23 protein-coding genes and 1 tRNA gene are annotated in these 24,441 nt (G+C 70.8%); 1 reads left to right on the top strand and 23 read right to left on the bottom strand.

The window, feature by feature from the left end:
• Nucleotides 1–5 precede the first annotated feature (5 nt).
• The 21 genes from atpA to ACFW6A_RS08990 all read right to left on the bottom strand — a co-directional run bounded on the left by atpA (nucleotide 6) and on the right by ACFW6A_RS08990 (nucleotide 22,401).
• Complete coding sequence (gene atpA / locus ACFW6A_RS09090; protein ID WP_189947030.1) at nucleotides 6–1,604, bottom strand: F0F1 ATP synthase subunit alpha; 1,599 nt, start codon at nucleotides 1,602–1,604, stop codon at nucleotides 6–8.
• Nucleotides 1,605–1,741: 137 nt separating this feature from the next.
• Nucleotides 1,742–2,557 (bottom strand): F0F1 ATP synthase subunit delta, encoded by an 816-nt coding sequence (locus tag ACFW6A_RS09085; protein WP_351841384.1) that lies wholly within the window; start codon nucleotides 2,555–2,557, stop codon nucleotides 1,742–1,744.
• Nucleotides 2,554–3,099, bottom strand: a complete 546-nt coding sequence (locus ACFW6A_RS09080) for a F0F1 ATP synthase subunit B (RefSeq protein ID WP_351841386.1) — start codon at nucleotides 3,097–3,099, stop codon at nucleotides 2,554–2,556. Before ACFW6A_RS09080 ends, ACFW6A_RS09085 begins: the two co-directional genes overlap by 4 nt.
• A 44-nt stretch (nucleotides 3,100–3,143) precedes the next feature.
• Nucleotides 3,144–3,374, bottom strand: a complete 231-nt coding sequence (atpE, locus tag ACFW6A_RS09075) for an ATP synthase F0 subunit C (protein WP_006346597.1) — start codon at nucleotides 3,372–3,374, stop codon at nucleotides 3,144–3,146.
• Between the two features lie 90 nt (nucleotides 3,375–3,464).
• Entirely contained in the window at nucleotides 3,465–4,274 is an 810-nt protein-coding gene (gene atpB, locus ACFW6A_RS09070; protein ID WP_043219694.1) for a F0F1 ATP synthase subunit A, read from the bottom strand.
• A gap of 225 nt (nucleotides 4,275–4,499) precedes the next feature.
• A complete protein-coding gene (locus ACFW6A_RS09065) occupies nucleotides 4,500–4,913 on the bottom strand; it encodes a hypothetical protein (protein WP_043219692.1) in 414 nt (137 codons plus the stop codon).
• Nucleotides 4,914–5,198: 285 nt separating this feature from the next.
• Entirely contained in the window at nucleotides 5,199–6,506 is a 1,308-nt protein-coding gene (locus tag ACFW6A_RS09060) for an MraY family glycosyltransferase (protein WP_351841389.1), read from the bottom strand.
• A gap of 107 nt (nucleotides 6,507–6,613) precedes the next feature.
• A complete protein-coding gene (gene glyA, locus ACFW6A_RS09055; protein ID WP_351841391.1) occupies nucleotides 6,614–7,861 on the bottom strand; it encodes a serine hydroxymethyltransferase in 1,248 nt (415 codons plus the stop codon).
• Nucleotides 7,862–8,034: 173 nt separating this feature from the next.
• Nucleotides 8,035–8,685, bottom strand: coding sequence for a protein-tyrosine-phosphatase (locus ACFW6A_RS09050; protein WP_351841393.1), 651 nt, complete (start codon nucleotides 8,683–8,685; stop codon nucleotides 8,035–8,037).
• Entirely contained in the window at nucleotides 8,682–9,329 is a 648-nt protein-coding gene (locus tag ACFW6A_RS09045; RefSeq protein ID WP_351841395.1) for an L-threonylcarbamoyladenylate synthase, read from the bottom strand. Before ACFW6A_RS09045 ends, ACFW6A_RS09050 begins: the two co-directional genes overlap by 4 nt.
• Nucleotides 9,330–9,369: 40 nt before the next feature.
• Nucleotides 9,370–10,215 (bottom strand): peptide chain release factor N(5)-glutamine methyltransferase, encoded by an 846-nt coding sequence (prmC, locus tag ACFW6A_RS09040; protein WP_351841397.1) that lies wholly within the window; start codon nucleotides 10,213–10,215, stop codon nucleotides 9,370–9,372.
• A gap of 99 nt (nucleotides 10,216–10,314) precedes the next feature.
• A complete protein-coding gene (gene prfA, locus ACFW6A_RS09035; protein ID WP_351841400.1) occupies nucleotides 10,315–11,391 on the bottom strand; it encodes a peptide chain release factor 1 in 1,077 nt (358 codons plus the stop codon).
• A 96-nt stretch (nucleotides 11,392–11,487) separates the two neighbouring features.
• Nucleotides 11,488–11,712 (bottom strand): 50S ribosomal protein L31, encoded by a 225-nt coding sequence (gene rpmE / locus ACFW6A_RS09030; protein WP_030761597.1) that lies wholly within the window; start codon nucleotides 11,710–11,712, stop codon nucleotides 11,488–11,490.
• A 157-nt stretch (nucleotides 11,713–11,869) separates the two neighbouring features.
• Nucleotides 11,870–12,967 (bottom strand): LCP family protein, encoded by a 1,098-nt coding sequence (locus tag ACFW6A_RS09025; protein ID WP_351841402.1) that lies wholly within the window; start codon nucleotides 12,965–12,967, stop codon nucleotides 11,870–11,872.
• A gap of 219 nt (nucleotides 12,968–13,186) precedes the next feature.
• Nucleotides 13,187–15,262 (bottom strand): transcription termination factor Rho, encoded by a 2,076-nt coding sequence (gene rho, locus ACFW6A_RS09020; RefSeq protein WP_386639585.1) that lies wholly within the window; start codon nucleotides 15,260–15,262, stop codon nucleotides 13,187–13,189.
• A 432-nt stretch (nucleotides 15,263–15,694) separates the two neighbouring features.
• The gene (gene thrB, locus ACFW6A_RS09015) at nucleotides 15,695–16,612 is read right to left on the bottom strand and encodes a homoserine kinase (RefSeq protein ID WP_351841406.1); all 918 of its coding nucleotides are present in this window, start codon (nucleotides 16,610–16,612) and stop codon (nucleotides 15,695–15,697) included.
• A 321-nt stretch (nucleotides 16,613–16,933) separates the two neighbouring features.
• Complete coding sequence (thrC, locus tag ACFW6A_RS09010; protein ID WP_351841408.1) at nucleotides 16,934–18,004, bottom strand: threonine synthase; 1,071 nt, start codon at nucleotides 18,002–18,004, stop codon at nucleotides 16,934–16,936.
• A 6-nt stretch (nucleotides 18,005–18,010) separates the two neighbouring features.
• Complete coding sequence (locus tag ACFW6A_RS09005) at nucleotides 18,011–19,300, bottom strand: homoserine dehydrogenase (protein ID WP_351841496.1); 1,290 nt, start codon at nucleotides 19,298–19,300, stop codon at nucleotides 18,011–18,013.
• 135 nt (nucleotides 19,301–19,435) lie between these two features.
• Complete coding sequence (gene lysA / locus ACFW6A_RS09000) at nucleotides 19,436–20,827, bottom strand: diaminopimelate decarboxylase (RefSeq protein WP_386478349.1); 1,392 nt, start codon at nucleotides 20,825–20,827, stop codon at nucleotides 19,436–19,438.
• A 15-nt stretch (nucleotides 20,828–20,842) separates the two neighbouring features.
• A complete protein-coding gene (nrtL, locus tag ACFW6A_RS08995) occupies nucleotides 20,843–21,805 on the bottom strand; it encodes an ArgS-related anticodon-binding protein NrtL (RefSeq protein WP_386639581.1) in 963 nt (320 codons plus the stop codon).
• A gap of 125 nt (nucleotides 21,806–21,930) precedes the next feature.
• Nucleotides 21,931–22,401 (bottom strand): response regulator, encoded by a 471-nt coding sequence (locus tag ACFW6A_RS08990; RefSeq protein ID WP_351841414.1) that lies wholly within the window; start codon nucleotides 22,399–22,401, stop codon nucleotides 21,931–21,933.
• A 159-nt stretch (nucleotides 22,402–22,560) separates the two neighbouring features.
• Between ACFW6A_RS08990 and ACFW6A_RS08985 the strand changes: the two genes are divergently transcribed.
• Nucleotides 22,561–22,632 (top strand) — tRNA-Arg (locus ACFW6A_RS08985).
• 142 nt (nucleotides 22,633–22,774) lie between these two features.
• Here ACFW6A_RS08985 and ACFW6A_RS08980 read toward each other — a convergent pair.
• Entirely contained in the window at nucleotides 22,775–23,407 is a 633-nt protein-coding gene (locus tag ACFW6A_RS08980; protein WP_386639578.1) for a hypothetical protein, read from the bottom strand.
• Between the two features lie 115 nt (nucleotides 23,408–23,522).
• Complete coding sequence (locus ACFW6A_RS08975) at nucleotides 23,523–24,263, bottom strand: helix-turn-helix domain-containing protein (protein WP_386639684.1); 741 nt, start codon at nucleotides 24,261–24,263, stop codon at nucleotides 23,523–23,525.
• Between the last annotated feature and the right edge of the window lie 178 nt (nucleotides 24,264–24,441).

Genomic DNA, 24,441 nt, shown 5'->3' with positions numbered 1-24,441 from the left:
CGTCGTCACTTCGAGACGTTGACGGCGGCAGGGGCGTCCTCGCCGAGCAGCTTGCCGTCAGAGGTCTCGAACTGCTTCTTGAACTCCGCGATGGCGTCGGCGACGGCCGTCAGGGTGTCGTCCGACATCTTCTTGCCCTCACGGATGGAGGTCATGAGACCGGAGTGGTTCTGGCGGAGGTACGCCAGGAGCTCGGCCTCGAAGCGACGGATGTCGGCGACCGGGACGTCGTCCATCTTGCCGGTGGTGCCGGCCCAGACGGAGACGACCTGGTTCTCGGTCGGCATCGGCTGGTACTGAGCCTGCTTGAGCAGCTCGACCATGCGCTGACCGCGCTCCAGCTGCGCCTTCGAGGCCGCGTCCAGGTCGGAACCGAAGGCCGCGAAGGCCTCCAGCTCACGGAACTGGGCGAGGTCCACGCGGAGGCGGCCGGCGATCTGCTTCATGGCCGGGTGCTGGGCGGAGCCACCGACTCGGGAGACCGAGATACCGACGTTCAGGGCCGGGCGCTGGCCGGCGTTGAACAGGTCGGACTCCAGGAAGCACTGGCCGTCGGTGATGGAGATGACGTTGGTCGGGATGAACGCCGAGACGTCGTTCGCCTTGGTCTCGACGATCGGCAGACCGGTCATCGAGCCGGCACCCAGCTCGTCCGAGAGCTTGGCGCAACGCTCCAGGAGGCGGGAGTGCAGGTAGAAGACGTCACCCGGGTAGGCCTCGCGGCCCGGCGGGCGGCGCAGCAGCAGGGACACGGCGCGGTAGGCGTCGGCCTGCTTCGACAGGTCGTCGAAGACGATCAGGACGTGCTTGCCCTGGTACATCCAGTGCTGGCCGATGGCCGAGCCGGTGTACGGGGCGAGGTACTTGAAGCCGGCCGGGTCGGACGCCGGGGCCGCGACGATCGTCGTGTACTCGAGCGCACCGGCCTCCTCCAGCGCGCCGCGCACGGACGCGATGGTGGAGCCCTTCTGGCCGACGGCGACGTAGATGCAGCGGACCTGCTTGTTCACGTCGCCCGAGCGCCAGTTGTCGCGCTGGTTGATGATCGTGTCGACGGCCAGGGCGGTCTTGCCCGTCTGGCGGTCGCCGATGATCAGCTGACGCTGACCACGGCCGACCGGGGTCATGGCGTCGACGGCCTTGTAGCCGGTCTCCATCGGCTCGTGGACCGACTTGCGGGCCATGACGCCGGGGGCCTGCAGTTCGAGGGCGCGGCGGCCCTCGGTCGCGATCTCGCCGAGACCGTCGATCGGGTTGCCAAGCGGGTCGACGACGCGACCCAGGTATCCCTCGCCGACGCCGACGGAGAGGACCTCGCCGGTGCGCTGCACCGACTGTCCCTCCTCGATGCCGCTGAACTCGCCGAGAACGATCGCACCGATCTCGCGCTCTTCGAGGTTCAGCGCGAGACCGAGGGTGCCGTCCTCGAACTTCAGCAGCTCGTTCGCCATGGCCGAGGGAAGACCCTCGACCTTCGCGATGCCGTCACCGGCCAGGCTGACCGTGCCGACCTCCTCGCGCGAGGCCGCGTCCGGCTGGTACGACTGGACGAAGGTCTCCAGCGCGTCCCGGATCTCCTCCGGCCGGATCGTGAGCTCCGCCATCTGGGTTCCCTGCTCTCCTTGTTGGGCCCGAAGTTTCTTAAGGGGTCTGGGGGCCGACCCCCAGGAATCTTCTGCAATCTCTGCACGGCCCAACCGGGCCGCTGTGATGCGTGTTGTGTTGCCGGCGGCGTGAGCCGTCAGCCGGCCAGCCGCCGCTTCGCCTCGTCGAGGCGCTCGGAGACCGTGCCGTCGATGACCTCGTCGCCGACCCGCACCGAGATCCCGCCGAGGACCGCGGGGTCCACGTCCAGGTTCAGGTGCATCGCGCGGCCGTACAGCTTCGCCAGTACGGCGCCGAGGCGCTGCTTCTGCTGGTCGGACAGCGGCACCGCCGAGGTGACGACCGCGACCATCCGGTCCCGGCGCGCCGCGGCGAGCTTGGACAGGGACTCGAGTCCCACCTCCAGGCTACGTCCCCGGGGCTGGGTCACCAGACGGACGACCAGGCGCTCGGTGGTGGCGTTGGCCTTGCCGCCGAGCAGCGTGCGCAGCAGCTCGCCCTTGGCGGCGGGCTTGGCGGTCTTGTCCGTCAGCGCCGAGCGGAGCTCGGTGCTGGAGGACACGATCCGGCCGAAGCGGAACAGCTCGTCCTCGACGTCGTCGAGGGCGCCCGCCTTCTGGGCCGCGGTGAGGTCGGCGGTGTTCGCCAGCTCCTCGGCCGCGTCGACGAGGTCGCGGGAGCGCGACCAGCGGGACCGGACCATGCCGGACACCAGGTCGACGGTCTCGCCGCCCACCTGACCGGTCAGGAGTCGCTGCGCGAGCTCGGCCTTGGCCTCACCCGACTGGGCGGGGTCGGTCAGGACCCGGCGCAGCGACACCTCGCGGTCGAACAGGACGGTGACCGCGGCCAGCTCGTCCGCGAGCTTCGCCGCGTCGACCGAGGTGTTGTCGGTCAGCGCGTCGAGGGCTTCGCGGGCGGCGGCCAGTGCCTCACGGCTCGCTCCGTTCATCGGACGGCCTCAGCCTTCTCCTCGAGCTCGTCGAGGAAGCGGTCGATCGTGCGGCTCTGGCGGGCGGTGTCCTGGAGGGACTCGCCGACCAGCTTGCCGGCCAGGTCAGTGGCGAGCTTGCCGACGTCCTGACGCAGGGAGGAGGCGGCGGCCTTGCGGTCGGCCTCGATCTGCGTGTGGCCGGCGGCGATGATCTCCTCGCGCTGGCGCTGGCCCTCCGCCTTCATCTCCTGGATGATCGCGGTGCCCTGCTCCGTCGCCTCCTGGCGGAGACGCGCGGCCTCGTGGCGGGCCTCGGCAAGCTGTGCCTTGTACTGCTCCAGCACACTCTGAGCCTCGATCTGGGCCGACTCGGCCTTCTCGATGCCACCCTCGATGGCCTCGCGGCGCTCGACCAGAACCTTGTTGATGTTCGGGAGGAGCTTCTTGGCGAGGAAGCCGAAGACGATGACGAAGGCGATCAGGCCGATGACGAGCTCGTCAAGATGCGGGAGGAGGGGGGGCTGGGGCTCCCCCTCGGCCGCAAGAAGCAGAGCGTTCACATCAGTGCCTTCCGTGAAAATGTGGCTGTCGTCGAGAAGCAGGCTTAGTAGACGAAGCCCATGACGATGCCGATGAGGGCGAGCGCCTCACAGAAGGCGAAACCCATGATCTGGTTGGTGCGGATCAGGCCGGCCGCCTCGGGCTGGCGGGCGAGGGCCTGGGTGCCGTTACCGAAGATGATGCCGACGCCGACGCCGGGGCCGATCGCGGCGAGGCCGTAACCGATGGCGGCGACGTTGCCTTCGACAGCAGCAAGGGTCTGGAGAGCGGACATGCCGGTTCTTCCTTCTCTTTCAAGGACCCGGTGGGGGTTGGCCACCGGAGACTGCGGGGTGGGTGGTGGAGCTGGTCCGTGGCAGGGGGCTCAGTGGTGCTCGGAGAGCGCGCCCTGGACGTAGCTGCAGGCCAGGAGCACGAAGACGTACGCCTGGACGGCCTGGATGAAGAGCTCGAAGGCGGTCATCACGAGCACCATCACGAAGGACGTGCCGGCGTAGATGACGCCGATGCCGTTGAGCAGGTACCAGGAGGCCAGCGAGAACATCACGATCAGCAGGTGACCGGCGAACATGTTCGCGAACAGTCGGACCGCGTGCGTGAAGGGCCGGATGATCAGGTTCGAGAAGAACTCGAGGACGACGACCAGCGGCAGGATCGGGCCGAGGGACTTGTCCCAGCCGACGATGTTCTTCCAGCCGCCGACGAAGCCGTGCTTCTTGAAGGTCAGCGACACCCAGAGCACGTACACGATCAGCGCGAGGGCCGCCGGGAAGGCGATCAGCGAGGTGACCGGGAACTGGGCCAGCGGGATGATCGACCAGAGGTTCATCATCCAGACGAGGAAGAACATGGAGACCATGAAGGGGACGTACTTCTCGCCGTCCTTCTTGCCGATGATCTCGTAGACGATGCCGCGGCGCACGAAGTCGTAGCCGGCTTCGCCGATCATCTGCATCTTGCCGGGGACCAGCTTCGGCTTGCGGAAGGCCGCCCAGAAGAAACCGACCACCACGACGGAGCTCAGGACCGCGAGCAGCATGGGCTTGGTCAGCTCGAAGCTGCCCCACGTCGCGATCGGCTCGTAGATGAACGTGTGCAGGCCCGGAGCCGGGAAGCCGCATCCGGTGAAGATGTGGCAATCCGGGTCGAAGGCAAGCGTCTGGTCAGCACTCACCGCGGGCTCCTTCAGCGTGGCGCATAGGTACGGCAACCTCGTTGTGTCGGCGCGGCGAGCAGCCGCGGGTCGGCACTGGACTGGTCTTACGGATAAGGGGGCGGCGGGTCGGCATCGAGCCTCGCGCTGGGACAGGCGCCGCTTCGGATGCCCGCGCCCGCAATGCCGCAGTTGGCACCGGACGATAGCAGGAAGCCGAACGCGTCTTTATCCCGGCCCTACCCTTCACGACTTCGAACCCGTTTTCTCGGGCTCGACGTACGCGATCTTGGCCTTCATGTAGGCACGGGCCTGGGCCGCGACCCACACCACGGTCGCCGCGAGCAGCGTGAAGGCGAAGGCCTTGAAGTCGAACACCGTGGTGCCCTTCAGCAAGGCCAGGAAGACGAACAGGACCAGCAGCTGGGTCGTGTAGAGCAAGAGCCCCATGGCCTGGAACAGCTGCGGAAGTTTCTTCGCCGTCCGCTGCAGCACCAGCATCCCGATGCCCATGAAGAGGAGGACCACCAGGGTGCCGAGGACGGCGCCGATCGCGCCCTTCCCGCCGGCGACGATGCCGCTGATCACCGTGGCGATGGCGCCGACGGCGGCAGTGGGTACGACGGCCGAGAGAAGGAGGCGTGCGTCGCTGGAAGGCATGGCGGTGTCTCCGCTTTTGATGGAGGGGGCGATGGTGTCGTCAGGGACGAGCGTAAGCCCGGTCCGAGGTGGGTCTCGGGGCCAACAGACCGTCGCACTACGGTCTTTCGGCACTGTCGCCGGGTCTCGTGAACCGTATCACAAACTATTTGAATAGGTCTTTACTCATGGGGTGTGCCAACTGTCACACATGAGGGTTACAACGCGCGGTTGTGCGCGACAGCGGGGCACCTTGTCTGGTATTGGGCCCCGCTGAGGCTTTCGTCAGCCGTCAGTGACGGGACGTCAACTCGGCGTCCCGGCCTTCCGCCGGTCGGAGAAGCGCGAGCGGTGACCGATGGCCGTCGAACCGTGCAGCCCGGCCGGCACCGGGACCCGCTCCTCCTCGGCGGCCCCGTGCTCCGGCTCCGGTTCGGGGACCGGCCCGCGCCGCCGGTAGCGGGGCGGGACGACCGCCTCCGCCCAGCGGGGCGCCCGCGGCGAGAAGCGCGGCATCAGGAGCAGCACCAGCCCGAGGGCGCTCAGCGCGGTGACGGCCAGCACGATCCACATGGACGTCGAGTGCACCGAGTACGCGAGCGTGCCGAAGGCGATCAGCGCGGACCAGAAGTACATGATCAGCACGGCCCGGCTGTGCGAGTGGCCGATCTCCAGGAGGCGGTGGTGCAGGTGGCCGCGGTCGGCGGCGAAGGGCGACTGGCCCTTCCAGGTGCGCCGCACGATCGCCAGGACCAGGTCGGTCATCGGGATCGCGATGATGGTCAGCGGCAGGATCAGCGGGATGAAGACGGGCAGGGCCGCGTGGGTCGCCTGCCGGGTAGAGCCCTCGAAGATCTTCAGGGTGTCCGGGTCCACCTGGCCGGTGATCGAGATGGCGGAGGCGGCCAGGATCAGGCCGATCAGCATCGATCCCGAGTCGCCCATGAAGATCCGCGCCGGGTGCATGTTGTGCGGGAGGAAGCCCAGGCACATGCCCATGAGGATCGCGGCGAAGAGGGTCGCGGGGGCCGCCGCCTCGATCGTGTAGCCGTACCAGAGGCGGTACGCGTACAGGAAGAAGGCGCCGGTGGCGATGCAGACCATGCCGGCGGCGAGGCCGTCGAGGCCGTCGACGAAGTTGACCGCGTTGATCGTCAGGACGACCAGGGCGACCGTCAGGAGGGTGCCCTGCCACTGGGTCAGCGCGACGGTGCCGACGCCCGGGATCGGCAGCCACAGGATCGTCAGGCCCTGCGCCACCATCACGCCGGCCGAGATCATCTGGGCGCCGAGCTTGATCAGCGCGTCCAGCTCGAACTTGTCGTCCAGGACGCCGATCAGCCAGATCAGGGCGGCGCCGGAGAGCAGCGCGCGCGGCTCGTTCGACTGGTCGAAGACGCTGTTGAGGTTCTGGAGGTGGTCGGCGACCAGCAGGCCCGCGCAGAGGCCGAAGAACATGGCGATGCCACCGAGCCGCGGAGTCGGTTCTCGGTGCACGTCGCGCGCGCGGATCTCGGGCATCGCGCCGGTCGCGATGGCGAACTTCCGCACCGGACCGGTCAGCAGATAGGTCACCGCGGCCGTGACACAGAGCGTCAGCAGGTAATCACGCACGGGCTGTCCCCACAGAATCGCTGGCCATCTCAGCCCCACACCCTAGCCGTGCCGTCCATGTGGTGGGAGACACCAGGGGGCGCGGAACGGTTGCGACCGCTTCCGGCTCACCGTCCATACGGGGGAAAACTCCTGGTCAGCTCCCGTACCTCGGCGCGTACCCGAGCCGTCTCCTCCGGTTCGTCCCGCAGCGCGGCCGTGAACAGCGCGGCGATTCCGGCCATCTCCGGGGCGCCCATCCCCTGGGTGGTGACGGCGGCGGTGCCGAGCCGGATCCCCCGCCCGTCCCCGTGGGGCAGCGCGCAGGTGTCGAGGACCAGGCCCGCGGCGGAGAGGCGGGCCCGCGCGGTGCGCCCGTCGACGCCCAGCGGCGCGGGGTCGGCGGTGATGAGGTGGGTGTCGGTGCCGCCGGTGGTCAGCGCGAAGCCCTCGGCGGCGAGCGCGGCCGCGAGGACCCGCGCGTGTTCCACCACACGATGGGCGTACGTCGCGAAGGCCGGGGTGGACGCCTCCCCCAGGGCCACCGCCTTCGCCGCGATGGTGTGCATCTGGGCGCCGCCCTGGGTGAAGGGGAAGACCGCCCGGTCGACCCGCTCGGCCAGCTCGGCCGTGCACAGCAGCATCCCGCCGCGCGGCCCGCGCAGCACCTTGTGGGTGGTGGCGCAGACGACGTCGGCGTACGGGACGGGGTTCGGCGCCGCGCCCCCGGCGACGAGGCCGATGGGGTGGGCCGCGTCGGCGATGAGGTACGCCCCCACCTCGTCGGCGACGGCGCGGAAGAGCGCGTAGTCGGGGTGGCGGGGATAGGAGATCGAGCCGCACACGATCGCCGTCGGCCGGTGGTGGCGGGCGAGCGCGGCGACCTGCTCGTAGTCGATCAGCCCGCTCTCGGCGTCGACGCCGTACGGGACGAAGTCGAACCAGCGGCCGGAGAAGTTGGCGGGCGAACCGTGGGTCAGGTGCCCGCCGTGGCCCAGGCCCATGGCGAGGACCGTGTCACCGGGCTTCAGAAGGGCCGCGTACGCCGCCAGGACGGCCGAGGAGCCCGAGTGGGGCTGGAGGTTGGCATGATCGGCTCCGAAGAGCGCGGTGGCCCGTTCCACGGCGATGCGCTCGGCCGCGTCGGCGTACTCGCAGCCGCCGTGGTGCCGGGCGCCCGGATACCCCTCGGCGTACTTGTTGGCGAGCGGCGACCCCAGCGTCGCCAGCACGGCCGGCGAGGTGAAGTTCTCCGCCGCGATCAGCTGGAGCGTCTCGGCCTGCCGCCGGGCCTCCCCCAGCAGCACGTCGGCGATCTCCGGGTCCTGCCGCCGCAGGACGTCGAGGACCTCTTCTGGGGGCGCGCTGACCGACATGGCTGACTCCGTGCCTGGAGGGACGTAGCACCAATGTAGGCGCGCTCCCTCCCCCGCGCCCCCGGACGCCGCCGGGAGGCGCGGGACCGCACCGCAACACCCCTCACCGCCGCGCGGGGACGCCCGTCAGGGCCGTGTCGGGACCGCCCGTCAGCGCCGCGGCGGGGCGCCCGTCAGCGGCGCGTGGGCACGCCCGTCAGGGCCGTGACGACCGGGTCCAGGGCCTCCTGGATCTCCTCGCCGATGGAGCGGAAGACGGTGATGGGGGCGCCGTAGGGGTCGTTGACCTCGTCCGCTTCGGCGGAGGGGGCGAGGAGCCACCCGCGTAGAGCGGCGGCCGCGCGGACCAGGGCGCGTGCGCGTTCGACCACGCCGTCGCGGGGGTCCGGGAGGGTGGCGGGGTCGATGGCGCGGACCAGGCGGGTGAACTCCTTCAGGGTGAAGGTGCGCAGTCCGGCCGAGTGGCCCATCGAGATGACCTGCGCGCGGTGGTCGCGGGTCGCGGTGAGGACGAGGTCGGCGCGGATGACGTGCTCGTCGAGGAGCTCGCGTCCGACGAAGCCGCTGTGGTCGGCGCCGAAGTCGGCGAGGACCAGCTCCGCGTTGGTCTCCATGGGGGCGCCCTCGTGGCCCCAGGTGCCGGCGCTCTCCACGATGAGTCCCCGGCCGAGCCCGTCGCCGAGGCGCTCGCCCAGGGCGTGGCGGGTCAGCCGCTCGGTGATGGGCGAGCGGCAGACGTTGCCGGTGCTGACGTGGAGGATGCGGAAGGTGCCGTCGTGCTCGTACGCGTACCCCGCTATGCCACGCCCCTCAGGGGCGGTCAACTGGCCACCTCGAGGTCGGGTACGACCTTGCGGAGCTCCTCCGGTGACAGCGCGCCCTCGCGCAGCAGCACCGGGACCTTGCCCGTGACATCGACGATGGAGGAGGGGACGATGCCGGGCGTCGGGCCGCCGTCGAGGTAGACGGAGACGGAGTCGCCGAGCATCTGCTGGGCGGCGTCGCAGTCCTCCGGCGCCGGGTGCCCGGTGACGTTGGCCGAGGAGACGGCCATCGGGCCGACCTCGGTGAGCAGCTCGATGGCGACCGGGTGCAGCGGCATGCGGATGGCGACGGTGCCGCGGGTGTCGCCGAGGTCCCACTGGAGGGACGGCTGGTGGCGGGCGACGAGGGTGAGCGGGCCGGGCCAGAAGGCGTCGACGAGCTCCCACGCGTGCTCGGAGAAGTCGGTGACGAGGCCGTGGAGGGTGTTCGGGGAGCCGATGAGGACGGGGGTGGGCATGGTGCGCCCCCGGCCCTTGGCGGCGAGCAGGTCCGCGACGGCCTCGCTGCCGAAGGCGTCCGCGCCGAGCCCGTACACGGTGTCGGTGGGGAGCACGACGAGTTCGCCGCGGCGGACGGCCGACGCGGCTTCGCGCAGGCCGGTCGCGCGGTCGGTCGCCTCGTTGCAGTCGTATCGGCGTGCCATCAGTCGCGCTCCTCCTCTGGGGTGGCGGTGCGGTGCCGGCTCACGGCATCGCCTTGCGGGCGGTCGCGAAGCGCGGCCGGTTGTTCAGGTCGGGGTGGTCGGCGGCGTCCGCCCAGCCCGACTCCTCGTTGAAGATCCACGGGACCTGGCCGCCCTGGGTGTCCGCGTGCTCGATGACGACGAGGCCGCCGGGGCGCAGCAGCCGGTGGGCGGTGCGCTCGATGCCGCGGATGGTGTCGAGGCCGTCCTCGCCGGAGAAGAGCGCCATCTCGGGGTCGTGGTCGCGGGCCTCGGGCGCCACGTACTCCCACTCGGTGAGCGGGATGTAGGGCGGGTTGGAGATGACGAGGTCGACCTGGCCGTTGAGCTCCGGGAGCGCGGTGAGCGCGTCGCCCTGGTGGACGGTGACGCGGGAGTCCCGGGCGTTCTTCCGGGTCCAGACGAGGGCGTCGTCGGAGAGTTCGACGGCGTGGACGCGCGAACGCGGCACCTCCTGGGCCATCGCGAGGGCGATGGCGCCGGAGCCGGTGCAGAGGTCGACGATCAGCGGCTCGACGACGTCCATCGCGCGGACGGCGTCTATGGCCCAGCCGACCACGGACTCGGTCTCCGGGCGGGGCACGAAGACGCCGGGGCCGACCTGGAGCTCCAGATAGCGGAAGAACGCCCGGCCGGTGATGTGCTGGAGCGGTTCGCGGGCCTCGCGGCGGGCGATGGCCTCCCAGTAGCGGGCGTCGAAGTCGGCGTCCTTGACGTTGTGCAGCTCCCCCCGCTTGACGCCGTGCACGAACGCGGCGAGCTCCTCGGCGTCGAAACGCGGTGAGGGAACGCCGGCGTCGGCCAGCCGCTGGGTGGCCTGGGCCACCTCGGCAAGCAGCAGGTTCACGCTGGTCCTCCGTGGTGCGGGGTGGGGCGGGGGGATGCCTCGGACGGATGCCGGGGACCGCCGGTGCCGGGCTGCCGGCGCCGGCGGTCCCGGGCCGCCTCAGGTCGCGGCGAGCTTGGCCGCCGAGTCGGCGTCGACGCAGGCCTGGATGACGGCGTCGAGCTCGCCGTCGAGGACCTGGTCGAGGTTGTACGCCTTGAAGCCGACGCGGTGGTCGGAGATGCGGTTCTCCGGGAAGTTGTACGTGCGGATCTTCTCGGAGCGGTCGACCGTGCGGACCTGGCTGCGGCGGGCGTCGGCGGCCTCGGCCTCGGCCTTCTCCTGGGCGGCGGCGAGGAGCCGGGAGCGCAGGATGCGCAGGGCCTGCTCCTTGTTCTGGAGCTGGCTCTTCTCGTTCTGGCAGGAGGCGACGATGCCGGTCGGCAGGTGGGTGATGCGGACCGCGGAGTCGGTGGTGTTGACCGACTGGCCGCCGGGGCCGGAGGAGCGGTAGACGTCGATGCGCAGGTCGTTGGCGTGGATCTCGACGTCGACCTCCTCGGCCTCCGGGGTGACGAGCACGCCGGCGGCGGAGGTGTGGATGCGGCCCTGGGACTCGGTGGCGGGCACGCGCTGCACGCGGTGGACGCCGCCCTCGTACTTGAGGCGGGCCCAGACGCCCTGGCCGGGCTCGGTGGCGCCGTTGCCGCCCTTGGTCTTCACGGCGACCTGGACGTCCTTGTAGCCGCCGAGCTCGGACTCGGTGGCGTCGATGAGCTCGGTCTTCCAGCCGACGCGCTCGGCGTAGCGGAGGTACATGCGGAGCAGGTCCCCGGCGAAGAGGGCGGACTCGTCGCCGCCGGCGCCGGCCTTGATCTCCAGGATGACGTCCTTGTCGTCGCTGGGGTCGCGCGGGATCAGCAGGAGGCGGAGCTTCTCGGTGAGCTCCTCGCGCTGCTTCTCCAGCTCCTTGACCTCGGCGGCGAAGTCGGGGTCGTCGTGCGCGAACTCGCGCGCGGTCTCGATGTCGTCCCCGGTCTGCTTCCAGGAGCGGTACGTGCCGACGATCGGGGTCAGCTCGGCGTAGCGCTTGTTCAGCTTGCGCGCGTTGGCCTGGTCGGCGTGGACCGACGGATCCGCGAGCTTCTTCTCGAGGTCGGCGTGCTCGCCGACCAGTTCCTCGACGGCCTCGAACATCTCGGGCTCCTGGTTTCGTGTGGTGCTACGGGGACGCCAAAGCGCCGGTCCCGGCCGCCCCGCGCGGGGGCGGCCGATGACCGGCGCGGGGGCTCGCTACTTCTTGGCGGAGCCGGCGGCCTTGCCGAAGCGGGCCTCGAAGCGGGCCACGCGGCCGCCGGTGTCGAGGATCTTCTGCTTGCCCGTGTAGAACGGGTGGCACTCGGAGCAGACCTCGGCACGGATGGTGCCCTCGGTCAGGGTGCTGCGGGTGGTGAACGACGCGCCACAGGTGCAGCTGACCTGGGTCTCGACGTACTCGGGGTGGATCTCGCGCTTCAAGGTGTCTCCTAGTTCCGGGAGGGCGCCGGGTCGTCGCCGCGGGTTGCGGCGGACGTGAACCGGGGCCGACGTACCAGTCTGCCAGGACCGGCCGCATCTCCCCAAACCGGGGTGGGGCCGCCGGTATTCCCGGGGTCCCGCGGGGCCCCGGGAGGGGCTACTCCACGACGCCGTCGGCCCGGCCGGTGGCGGTGTCCTCGGTGGCGGCGGCGGGGATCGGCAGGTCGCCCTCCAGGGCGGTCCACACCTGCTGCGCCTTCTCCTCGACGGGGACGACCCGGTTGGGGTCCCGGGGGTCGTACCGGACGGGGAGCGTCACCATCTGGACGTTCTGGGCCGAGATGCCGGTGAGGCCCCGGGCGAAGCCCATCAGCTCCTGGACGGAGTCGAGCTCGGAGTCCGGGGTGATGGCCTTGGTGGCGGCGTCGGCGAGGTCGAGGAGCTTCTTCGGGTTGGTGCCGACGCCGACGTCCTTGACCTGCTCGATGAAGGCCTTCATGAAGGCCTGCTGGAGCTGGATGCGGCCGAGGTCGCTGCCGTCGCCGACGCTCTTGCGGGTGCGGACGAGGCCGAGGGACTGCTCGCCGTCGAGGGTGTGGGTGCCGGGCTCCAGGTCGAGGTGGCTCTTGGAGTCCTTGATGGCCCGGGTGGTGGTGATCTCGACGCCGCCGAGGGTGTCGATGAGCTTCTTGAAGCCGGTGAAGTCGACCTCGACGTAGTGGTCCATGCGGATGCCGGACATGGCCTCGACGGTCTTGACGGCGCAGGCGGGGCCGCCGACCTCGTACGCGGTGTTGAACATGGCGCGGGTCTCGCCGGGCGTCTCGGCGCCCCGGCCGTCGGTGCAGGCGGGGCGGTCGACGAGGGTGTCGCGCGGTATGGAGACGACGCTCGCCTTCTTGTGGCCCTCGTAGACGTGGAGGACCATCGCGGTGTCGGAGCGGGCGCCGCCCTCGTCCTTGCCGTAGGCGCCGTTGTCGCCGGAGCGGGAGTCGGAGCCGAGGACGAGGATGTCCATCGAGCCGTTGTCGATGTTCTTGGGGCGGTCGGCGCCCAGCTGGGCGTTGATGTCGACGCCCTGGAGGTTGCCGTCGAGCTTGAGGTACACGTAGCCGAGTCCTGCGCCGGCCAGGACGAGCACGGCGGCGGCGCCGGAGACGGCTGTGCCGACGCGGCGGCGGCGCTTGGCGGGCGGTTTGCGGCGGCGTCCGGTGGCGCCACCGCGTGCGCGCCCGCTGCTGGTCTGCTCGGTCATCGTCTTCCCTCGGGCCTATGGTTCACCTTTTGTGACGGCGAAGCACCCGAAAGGGTTGCATACGGACCTGTGAGGTTTCGGTGGGCGAGCCGCCCGCAACGCACCGTGCCCGCCACTCGGGGAGTGGCGGGCACGGTGTTCGCGCAGGTCACGAACGGATCACGGCTACGGGGCCGTCACCCGCGGTGTGACGCGGGTCTCCCCGCGTCACCGACGACGTCAGTCGTTGTTGCCGCCTCCCGGCGTCGTCTTCTGGATCTGCAGCAGGAACTCGGCGTTCGACTTCGTCTGCTTGAGCTTGTCCAGAAGCAGCTCGATGGCCTGCTGCTGGTCGAGCGCGTGCAGCACGCGGCGGAGCTTCCAGGTGATGGCGAGCTCGTCGCTGCCGAGGAGGATCTCCTCCTTGCGGGTGCCCGAGGCGTCGACGTCGACGGCCGGGAAGATCCGCTTGTCGGCGAGCTTCCGGTCGAGCTTGAGCTCCATGTTGCCGGTGCCCTTGAACTCCTCGAAGATCACCTCGTCCATGCGCGAGCCGGTGTCGACCAGCGCGGTGGCCAGGATGGTCAGCGAGCCGCCGTCCTCGATGTTGCGCGCGGCGCCGAAGAAGCGCTTCGGCGGGTAGAGCGCGGTCGAGTCGACACCACCGGACAGGATGCGGCCGGAGGCGGGCGCCGCGAGGTTGTACGCGCGGCCCAGACGGGTGATGGAGTCCAGCAGGACGACCACGTCGTGACCCAGCTCGACGAGGCGCTTGGCGCGCTCGATGGCCAGCTCGGCGACGGTGGTGTGGTCCTCGGCCGGGCGGTCGAAGGTCGAGGAGATGACCTCGCCCTTCACCGACCGCTGCATGTCGGTGACCTCTTCCGGACGCTCGTCGACCAGGACGACCATCAGGTGGCACTCGGGGTTGTTGTGGGTGATCGCGTTGGCGATCGCCTGCATGATCATGGTCTTGCCGGTCTTCGGCGGGGCCACGATCAGACCGCGCTGGCCCTTGCCGATCGGCGACACGAGGTCGATGATCCGGGTGGTCAGCACGCCCGGGTCGGACTCCAGGCGGAGCCGGTCCTGGGGGTAGAGCGGGGTCAGCTTGTTGAACTCGGGACGGCCGCGGCCGGAGTCCGGCGCCATGCCGTTGACCGAGTCGAGGCGGACCAGCGCGTTGAACTTCTCGCGGCGCTCGCCCTCCTTCGGCTGGCGGACCGCGCCGGTGAGGTGGTCGCCCTTGCGCAGGCCGCTCTTGCGGACCTGGGCGAGGGAGACGTACACGTCGTTCGGACCGGGCAGGTAGCCGGAGGTCCGGATGAACGCGTAGTTGTCGAGGATGTCGAGGATGCCCGCGACGGGGATCAGGACGTCGTCGTCGGAGACCTGCGGCTCGCCGGCGGCGGCGAACTCGTCGCGCCCGCGACGCCCGCGGCGGTCGCGGTAGCGGCCGCGACGCCCGCGGCGGCCGCCGTCGAAGTCGTCGTCGTCGTCCTGCGGGAGGCCGCCGCCCTGCGGGCGCTGGCCCTGGCCCTGCTGCTGGCCCTGACCCTGGCCCTGACCCTGGCCCTGGCGCTGCTGGTCCTTGCGCTGGCCGCCGCCCTGCTGCTGGTCGTCGCCCTTGCCGCGCTCGCGCTGGCGGTCGCGGCGGTCCCGGCGGTCCCGGCGGGTGCGGCCCTCGGCGCCGTCCGCGGCGGCCTCGGCCTTGTCGCCCTGCTGCTCGCCCTTGGCCTCGGTACGGACCTCGGTGCGGGCCTCGGTCTTGACGGCCTGCGCGCCCTCGGCACCCTCCGGCGAACCGGCGGGGGCGGTGGCGCGGCGGCGGCGGCGCTCGCCGGCCGGCTGCTCGTCGCCCTGCTCGGCGGCGGGCGACTTCGACGGCTGGCCCGGGATGTCGATCTGCTGCTGGGCGGGGGCCTGCTCGGCCTTCTCCGCCTTCGGCTCCGCGGCCTCGGCGGACTCGCCCGTACGGGCCTTGGAGGTGGCGCGGCGCTTCGGCTTGGCCTCGGCGGCGGCCTCGGTCTTGGCGGGGGCGGCGGCGCCTCCCCCAGGCCCTGCGGCCTGGGCGGCGCCTCCGCCGGCCTGCGCCTCCTTGATGACCTCGATCAGCTGGCCCTTGCGCATCCGCGCGGTGCCCCTGATGCCGAGGCCGGACGCGACCTGCTGCAGCTCGGCCAGGACCATGCCCTCGAGGCCGGTGCCGGAGCGGCGGCGCCGTGCGGTGCCGCCACTGGCAGCACCTGCGGCGGGCGCGGTGGCGTCGACAGTGCTGTCGGCAGTCACGCCCATCAGATCGGTGGTGTCGCTCACGAAGGGTCCTTCCCTGGAGCGGACGTCGGCCCTGTGGCTCGGCGACCGGTTGTGCTGTCCGGCAGCGGTCCTGGTTGGTGGACCGTGTCCGGGGCGGTGGTCCCGCCGGGATGCGGCGAGAGGAGAGGAAAAACGTGCTGTGGGTCCGGCCCGAGCGCCCCCTGCTCGGCCCTCGCGTGCGATGAGCGAGGGGTGTCGTGCCGGTTCCGGAGCGTGCTCGAAACTGCTCAGGCAGGCTGCTCAGGCAGTTGGGGAGGCTCCCGGAAGAATGGGTGGTCCCTGAGGGGACACTCCGCACCGCTCCACAAAGAGGTCGGGTGCAGACTTGAGATTAACACTACCGGCTCCAACAAACATTCCCCCTCTCCCTCACCGGCAATCGCGTGTTCGGAACGCTGCCCGGCGTCCCGTACGGCGTCCGCCGCCGCGCCGTCAGGGCGCCAGCGGCAGCACGCTCGCTCCGGACGCGTCGAGGTCGAGCCGGTTGGCGGCCCAGCCCTCGCCCGCGAGCAGGGCGACCTTGTCGGCCGTCCCGTTGTCGGCCAGCGCGAGGACCGTGGGGCCCGCGCCGGAGATGACCGCGGGCACGCCGTCGGCCCGCAGCCGGTTCACGAGGGCGATGCTCTCCGGCATCGCGGGGGCCCGGTACTCCTGGTGCAGCCGGTCCTCGGTGGCCGCGAGCAGCAGCTCGGGGCGGCGGGTCAGGGCCTCGACGAGGAGGGCGGCGCGCCCGGCGTTGGCGGCGGCGTCCACGTGCGGGACGGTGCGCGGCAGCAGGCCCCGGGCGGTCTCGGTCAGCACCGGCTTCCCGGGCACGAAGACCACCGGAACGATGGAATCCGAGGGATCCATCCGGATCGCCCGCGCGGCGCCGGCCTCGGTCCACGCGAGGGTGAAGCCGCCGAGCAGACAGGCGGCGACGTTGTCGGGGTGGCCCTCGATCTCGGTGGCCAGCTCCAGCAGGGCGGCCTCGTCGAGCTTGGCGTCCCCGCCTATGGTCACGGCGCGTGCGGCGACGATGCCGGCGCAGATGGCGGCGGAGGAGGAGCCGAGGCCGCGGCCGTGCGGGATGCGGTTGGCGCAGACGACCTCCAGGCCGCGCGGCTGACCGCCGAGCAGGTCGAAGGCCGTGCGCAGGGAGCGTACGAGCAGGTGGCGCTCGTCGCGCGGGAGCGTCTCGGCGCCCTCTCCGGCGATGTCGACGTGCAGCCCGGAGTCGGCGACCCGGACGACCACGTCGTCGTAGAGGCCCAGCGACAGGCCGAAGGCGTCGAAGCCCGGGCCGAGGTTGGCGCTGGTGGCGGGGACGCGCACCCGTACGGCGGCGGCGCGGAACGCGGGACCGGCCATCGCTCGATGACTCTCCTTGACTGCGGCAACGTGGTGTTCAAGAGAAGTGCTGGGGAACCCGGAGTACCGTTTCGGCCGCTTCGGCCGCGGGAGGCGACAACGGCAACGACACCACGCATATGCGTCGGGGCGGGTCCGGTACAGCCTATCGAAGGAAGGTTCTGTGGCGACATAGGGCGCACGGGAGGCGCACGATGCGTGTCGCGAGCCAACCTGTGCGCCTATGTACGTTCCTGATCGGGTTTCGACCAGGGCCCTCACTCCGTCGGGGGAGTTTCCGCTCGTTCCCGAGCATCCGCTCCCCCGTCCGGGGCATCGGGATCAGGCCAGTCCGAGCCGCTCCGCGGCGGTCGCGGCGTCCACCGGGACGGTGACCGGCTGCGGGGCGCCGGCGACGGCCCAGTCGGGGTCCTTCAGGCCGTTTCCGGTCACGGTGCAGACGATCCGCTGGCCCGGGTCGACCTTGCCCTGCTCGGCGGCCTTCAGCAGGCCGGCGACCGAGGCGGCCGAGGCGGGCTCCACGAAGACGCCCTCCTGCGCGGCCAACAGGCGGTAGGCGCGCAGGATCTCACGGTCCGTCACCTCGTCGATGAAGCCGCCCGACTCGTCGCGCGCGGCGATCGCGTACTCCCAGGAGGCCGGGTTGCCGATGCGGATGGCGGTGGCGATGGTCGACGGGTCCTTGACGACCTCGCCGCGCACCAGGGGGGCCGAACCGGAGGCCTGGAAGCCCCACATGCGCGGCCGGTGGGTGGCGAGGCCGTCGGCGGCGTACTCGCGGTACCCCTTCCAGTAGGCCGTGATGTTGCCGGCGTTGCCGACGGGCAGGACGTGGATGTCGGGGGCGTCGCCCAGCATGTCCACGATCTCGAACGCGGCGGTCTTCTGGCCCTCGATGCGGACCGGGTTGACCGAATTGACCAGCGCCACCGGGTAGTTCTCGGAGAGCGAGCGGGCCAGCGTCAGGCAGTCGTCGAAGTTGCCGTCCACCTGGAGGATCTTCGCGCCGTGCACGAGGGCCTGGCCCATCTTGCCGAGCGCGATCTTGCCCTGGGGCACCAGCACCGCGGAGACCATCCCGGCCCGCACCGCGTACGCGGCGGCGGAGGCGGAGGTGTTGCCGGTGGAGGCGCAGATGACGGCCTTGGCGCCCTCCTCCTTGGCCCGGGTGATGGCCATGGTCATGCCCCGGTCCTTGAAGGAGCCGGTGGGGTTGGCGCCCTCGACCTTGAGGTGCACCTCGCAGCCCGTGCGCTCGGAGAGGACCTGAGCGGGGACGAGCGGCGTACCGCCCTCACGGAGCGTGACGACCGGCGTCGTGTCCGTGACCGGAAGGCGGTCCCGGTACTCCTCGATGATGCCGCGCCACTGGTGGGTGCCCTGGTTGGTCATGGGTCCTTACTCCCCTTCAACACGCATGATGCTGGCGACACCGCGCACGGTGTCGAGCTTGCGCAGCGCCTCGACGGTCCCGGAGAGGGCCGCGTCGGGCGCGCGGTGGGTGACGACGACGAGGGAGGCCTCGCCGTCCTTGCCCTGCTGGCGCACGGTATCGATCGATACGCCGTGCTCGGCGAAGACCGTCGCGACCTGGGCGAGGACGCCCGGCTTGTCGGCCACGTCGAGACTGATGTGGTACCGCGTCACCACGTCGCCCATGGGGCTCACGGGCAGCTGGGTGTACGCGGACTCGCCGGGGCCCGTCGCCTCGTTGAGACGGTTGCGGCAGACGGCGACGACGTCGCCGAGAACGGCCGAGGCGGTCGGCGAGCCGCCCGCCCCGGGGCCGTAGAACATGAGCTGCCCGGCGGCCTCCGCCTCGACGAAGACCGCGTTGTACGCCTCCCGGACCGAGGCCAGCGGGTGGCTCAGCGGGATCATCGCCGGGTGCACGCGCGCGGTGACGGACTCGCCGTCCGCGGCCCGCTCGCAGATCGCGAGCAGCTTGATGGTGCAGCCCATCTGCTTGGCGGAGGCGAAGTCGGCGGCGGTGACCTCGGTCATGCCCTCGCGGTAGACGTCGTCGAGGCGCACGCGGGTGTGGAAGGCGATGCCGGCGAGGATGGCGGCCTTGGCGGCGGCGTCGAAGCCCTCGACGTCGGCGGTCGGGTCGGCCTCGGCGTACCCGAGCGCGGTGGCCTCGTCCAGGGCCTCCTGGTAGCCGGCGCCGGTGGAGTCCATCTTGTCGAGGATGAAGTTCGTGGTGCCGTTGACGATGCCCATCACGCGGTTGATCTTGTCGCCGGCGAGGGACTCGCGCAGCGGGCGGATCAGCGGGATGGCGCCGGCGACGGCGGCCTCGTAGTACAGGTCCTGCCCGTGCTGCTGGGCGGAGGCGTACAGGGTCGCGCCGTCCTGGGCGAGCAGCGCCTTGTTGGCGGAGACCACGGAGGCGCCGTGCTCGAAGGCGGTGGTGATGAGGGTGCGGGCCGGCTCGATCCCGCCGATGACCTCGACGACGACGTCGATGTCGCCCCGTTTGACCAGGGCGGTCGCGTCGGTGGTGATCAGCGCCGGATCGATGCCGCCGCGGACCTTGTCGGGCCGGCGGACGGCCACGCCGGCGAGCTCGACCGGCGCGCCGATGCGCGCGGCGAGGTCGTCGGCGTGCGTCGTCATGATGCGCGCCACCTCGGAGCCGACAACTCCACAGCCCAGCAGCGCCACCTTCAGCGGACGCGTACGCATCATCCGACCTCGTTTCTCGTACTTCTCGTATCGCTACGGTTCTGACGGGGGTGGGAACAAGTCTCACTCACCGGACGGAGGATTCAGCCGCCCGTCCGGATCGTGAGACATCGATTCCACCACCCGACTATTTCATCAGCCGACGTCGAGACGCAGGAGATCTTCCTCCGTCTCGCGGCGGACGATGACCCTTGCTTCGCCGTCGCGGACCGCCACCACGGGCGGCCGGAGGGCGTGGTTGTAGTTGCTCGCCATGGAGCGGCAGTAGGCGCCGGTGGCGGGCACGGCGATCAGGTCGCCGGGCGCCAGGTCGGCGGGGAGGAAGGCGTCGCGGACGACGATGTCGCCGCTCTCGCAGTGCTTGCCGACGACCCGGGAGAGCATCGGCTCGGCGTCGCTGACGCGGGAGACCAGGCTGACGCTGTACTCGGCGTCGTACAGGGCGGTGCGGATGTTGTCCGACATGCCGCCGTCGACGCTCACGTACGTGCGGAGCCCGTCGAGCGGCTTGATCGTGCCGACCCGGTAGAGCGTGAAGGCCGTGGGCCCGACGATGGCGCGCCCCGGCTCCACGGAGATCCGCGGCGTGCGCAGCCCGGCGGCCTCGCACTCCCTCGTCACGATCTCGCCGAGGGCCTTGGCGATCTCGTGCGGCTCGCGCGGGTCGTCCTCGGAGGTGTACGCGATGCCGAGGCCGCCGCCCAGGTCGATCTCGGGCAGCTCGACGCCGTGCTCGTCGCGCACCTCGGCGAGGAGCTGGACGACCCGGCGGGCGGAGACCTCGAAGCCGGCCATGTCGAAGATCTGCGAGCCGATGTGCGAGTGGACGCCGATGAGCTCCAGGCCGTCGAGCTTCAGGGCCCGGCGGACGGCCTCGGCGGCCTGTCCGCCGGCGAGCGCGATGCCGAACTTCTGGTCCTCGTGGGCGGTGGCGATGAACTCGTGGGTGTGCGCCTCGACGCCGACGGTGACGCGGATCTGCACGCGCTGCCGCTTGCCGAGGGACTGGGCGACGTGGGCGACCCGGACGATCTCCTGGAAGGAGTCGAGGACGATCCGTCCGACGCCGGCCTCGACGGCCCGCCGGATCTCCTCCTCGCTCTTGTTGTTGCCGTGGAAGGCGATCCGCTCGGCGGGCATCCCGGCGGAGAGGGCGGTGGCGAGTTCGCCGCCGGAGCAGACGTCGAGGTTGAGCCCCTCCTCGTGCAGCCAGCGGACGACCGCGCGGGAGAGGAAGGCCTTGCCGGCGTAGAAGACGTCGGCGTCCGCGCCGAAGGCCTCGGCCCAGGCGCGGCAGCGGGCGCGGAAGTCGGTCTCGTCCAGGAAGTAGGCGGGGGTCCCGAACTCCTCGGCGAGGTCGGTGACGCGCAGCCCGCCGACGGTCGCGATCCCCTGCTCGTCCCGGCCCACGGTCCGCGCCCACACCTTGGGGTCGAGCGTGTTCAGGTCGGCGGGCGGGGCGGTGTAGTGGCCCTCGGGGAGGACGTCGGCGTGGCGGGGGCCCGCGGGGTGGGCGGAACGGCTCATGTCTGGTCAGCTCTTTCAGATCCGGTCGGGTGCGCTGATGCCGAGCACGGAGAGGCCGCCGGCGAGCACCGTCCCGGCGGCTTCGGCGAGCGCGAGCCGGGAGCGGTGGGCGGCCGAGGGTTTCTCGTCGCCGAGCGGCAGGACCGTGTGCTGGAAGCCGAGCAGCGCGTCGGCGACGGCTTCGAGGTGCCGGGCGACCCGGTCGGGGGCGCGGTGGCGGGCGGCGGCGAGGAGGACGTCGGGGTGGTCCCGGAGCAGCCCGAGGAGCGGGTGCTCCACGTCGCTCCCGTGGTCGGGGAGGACGCCGAGCTGCCGGCCGTTGACGAGGAGCCGCCGGGCGCGGGAGTGGGCGTACTGGACGCGGAAGAGCGCGTTGCGCTCGTGCCGCACGAGGAGCGGGGGGCCGTCGAGGGGCCGGTCGTGCGGCGCGGCCCGCAGCAGCCGCCACCGGGCGGCGTCGGTGCCGAGCCGCTCGGGCTCGTACGCACCGGGGTGGACGTGCGGCCGCTCGCCGCCGCTCTCGACGCGGGCGTCGGCGCCCTGCCCGGCCAGCAGCCCGACGAGGCAGCCGACGACGACCTGCGCCCGCGCCTCGGCGACGGGCTCGAAGCGGAAGCTCTCCCCCGCGAGGGCGTCACCGCGCCCGTACGCGGTCCCGGCGGCGCGCACGGCCGCGACGAGTTCGGCGCCGCTCTCCCGCCGCAGGGTGAAGTTCAGGAACCCGGGCCCGGTGATGTCCACGGCGAGGATCCCGGCGGTCCCGTCGAGCCGCTCCTTGAGCACGGAGGCGACGTCGAGGGCGGGCCGTCCGGCGGGCCGCGCGAGGGAGAGGGCGACGCTGCTGGCGTACTCCCCCACCCCTCCGGGCCGGGCCCTCTCGACCTTCACGCGCGGGGGGACGTCGACCCGCAGCGCACCGTCGTCGACCGCACGGCGCACGGCGTGCTGCACGGTGAGGGAGAGGTCCGCGGGGGTCACGGTCCCAGCCTAGGGGAGGAGGGGGGTCGGAACGCGAACCGGTTTCGCCATCCGGGCACCCACCGCTCCGCCCGCGGGAGAACCCCGGGCCGGACCGGATCCGCCGGGGAGCGCTCGGGAGGGGCTCACCGCCCCGGACGGACGCTCCCGGCGGCGGGTCTGTCCGGGGAACCGTCCCCCGCGGACGGCTCCTCTCCCGCGTCGGCCCCGCCGGCCTGGCCCCGCTCCCGGGGCTCGCGGTGCAGCAGCTGCCGGACGACCCGTACGAGCTCCGCCGGCTCGAAGGGCTTCGCGAGGAACGCGTCCGCCGCCCGGGCCCCCTCGCCCTCCCCGCAGGCACTGATGATCGCCACGGGCAGGTGCCGCGTCCGCGGGTCCTCCCGGAGCCGCTGGGCGGTCTTGATGCCGTCGAGCCGCGGCATGACGACGTCGAGGGTAACGACGTCGGGCCGCACGCGGTGCACCACGTCCAGACACTCGGCACCATCGGCCGCGGTCACGACCTCGAACCCCTCGAGTTCGAGATTGACCCTGATCAACTGCCGGATGACCTTGTTGTCGTCGACAACGAGCACCCGCCCGGACACGCCTGACACGTGAACGAGAGTAGGCCGCCCCGAGGGGCTGCGTCCGGGTTTTCCCCACTTCCGACCCGCGCGAGCGAACACCCCCAGGTGACGCCCCGGAAATACCCGTTCACAGGCACCCCGCGACAGCTGGTAAGGTTTCACCCGTCGCCGCCAAGCAGCGACGAAGCCCCCGTAGCTCAGGGGATAGAGCAACGGCCTCCGGAGCCGTGTGCGCAGGTTCGAATCCTGCCGGGGGCACTCCAGCTCGGACAGCGTGATCAACCCGCTGACCAGCGAGAGCGCCAAGCACAGAGACCCGGACTCAGTCCCACTGAGTCCGGGTCTCTGTCGTTGTGTGTCACTGATCGCGAGTGAGTGGCGAGTGAGCAGCGACTAGCGCTCAGGCAGGCGCCAGGAAGCGATACATGGCCTGGCCGTCGGCTTGAGCCTCAGGATCCGCCAGGTGCCGCCAGGCTGCATGGTCCGGGTCCAGCAATGCACTGGCTACTGCCAGCTTCTTACGATCCCCCCTCTGCAACTGATTCCTCATCGCAATCGGGTTGCCGGGAAGAGAGAGCAAGAACGCCAAGTCACGGTAGTGCTTGTCCTTAGGGGCAGTGGGGATCGTCAAGGCCGCAGCCTTTCCCACTATCGCTCCTAGCAAGTTGGGGCGATAGATGACCCCAACCCGGTCGTCCAGCTGAACCGTCACGGCTTCAGTCCGCTGCACCGCCTGCCGGCCACCAGGGACCTCCAAAGTGGAGCCTGGCGGCGTCGTTGTGAGGTCGGCTCGCTCTCCAAGGTTGTCCGGGGCGAGGAGGTCAACCACGAGCACCCCTTCGCCCTCACCTCGCTTGTACCTGTGAGTCTTACCTTCAGGCGACAGCCCTGCAGACTCGAACCCCAACGCCCCTAGCGCGGCAACGAGCAGTCGAAGGCTCCTCTGGTTGGAAAGCACGTCAGCCAACACGTCGAGATCAAGACTTACTCCTGGCGGAGTCCTGCCGTGCTCCAAACCGTGAAGAAGCACCATCTGCCCACCGATCAGCGTCCAAGCGCTGGGCACCTTCTCAGACAGATCCAGAAGCGTGCCCCAAAGCCCAGAGACTGTTTCTGTCAGCAGATCCGACGTGATGCGGACTCTTGGTTCACCCACCACTACGCCAACCGCCCAACGCCGAGGATGCCAGCAACGGCTCCAGGATGCCCTCAGCCGCGACGCTAGCCCGGTCCTCATGCGCATCAAGCAAGTCCGCCGCCACCACAGGAGCAGGAGCATCCCGCCCCTCGCATGGCGCCTGAGAGTCCGGCACTAGGAACGGCCAAGCGCTTGCTGGCGGCACTCGAACGATCAGGTTTCCCCGCTGGGCATCCGGCACCAGACCGAAGGCTTCCTCCAGCTCTTGAAGTCGCTCCGGGTGCACATAGACCTCAGCTCGCCCTGGAGCTACATAATCAGCGCCCACTCGCGGCGCTGCACTCGCCCCAGCGCGCACAACGTTTGGGTCCTCGATCAAAGCCGACAGCAGGGACCGATGGATGCTGTAGCGCCTCACATCAGCCCTTGATGCAAGAAGCTTTTGGAGTCGCGCTGCAGGGACTTCCCCATCCTTGGCTAGGCTCCGCAGGCGCGCCAGGAGGCGGGAACGTTCCGGGTCCGACAAGCCCGACGGGCGACAGCCAGACAGGATCGCCAAAGCACCCCAAGCGTTACGCGCAGACAGCGGCCGTCCTGACTCAGGAGCAGCCCTCTTACGACCCTGCAGACTGTCAGCCTCGACGAGCCACCGACCACCTACCCGAGAGCCTTGCAACTTGCCAGCTTGAAGCAGCTGACGCACACGCGAGTCGTGCACTCCCAAGCCTTCAGCAGCCTGCCTCACAGACATGTACTCCACGTTCTCACCTCCTTGCGGCTTCCCTCGCGGAAGCGAGAGAGAAGACGCAACTAGTGTCGCCCCTCCAACAGGTTGCGTCAAACCTCTTGGAAGCGAGAGGGAACACGCAAGGTCTAGACTTGAAGGCAAAGAATCAGTCAAATTTCACCGTAAAAATAGACTGGGCGGG

It is taken from the genome of Streptomyces sp. NPDC058758 (assembly GCF_042746075.1).
Classification (GTDB): Bacteria; Actinomycetota; Actinomycetes; order Streptomycetales; family Streptomycetaceae; genus Streptomyces.
Note: the sequence above shows the minus strand (reverse complement) of the source record. Positions and strands in the feature narration are given on the sequence as shown.